The organism is Lacrimispora sp. 38-1 (assembly GCF_049890855.1).
Classification (GTDB): domain Bacteria; phylum Bacillota; class Clostridia; order Lachnospirales; family Lachnospiraceae; genus Lacrimispora.
The window spans coordinates 1-426 of the sequence record NZ_JBANEW010000074.1 but is presented as its reverse complement, the minus strand read 5'-3'; the positions used below and the strand labels follow the sequence as shown (position 1 = coordinate 426).

Genomic DNA, 426 nt, shown 5'->3' with positions numbered 1-426 from the left:
AGCATGCACGCATGCTGGTTTAGGCTCTTTCCATTTCGCTCGCCGCTACTCTGGAAATCGAGTTTTCTTTCTTTTCCTCCGGGTACTTAGATGTTTCAGTTCCCCGGGTTCCCGACGTATGGCTATGGATTCACCATACGACAACTGAGGTTTGCTCAGCTGGGTTTCCCCATTCAGATATCTCCGGATCAAAGGATATTTGCTCCTCCCCGAAGCTTTTCGCAGCTTATCACGTCTTTCATCGGCTCTTAGTGCCAAGGCATCCACCTTGTGCTCTTTCTAGCTTAACCAATACGATTTTCACCTGCGGGTGCGGGTTACTCATCTAAGATACATAGCGTTGTATCTTATGGTCTTAGGTTTGTTCGTTTACCGTACGTCACGGTAATTGAACGAGTTTTTATTCGGTTACATCTTTCGATGTAA

The 426-nt window shown here is 46.2% G+C and carries 1 rRNA gene; it reads right to left on the bottom strand.

Annotated features, from left to right (window positions below):
• Nucleotides 1–290: ribosomal RNA gene (locus V7D18_RS21910) — 23S ribosomal RNA — on the bottom strand; the annotation flags it as partial.
• Between the last annotated feature and the right edge of the window lie 136 nt (nt 291–426).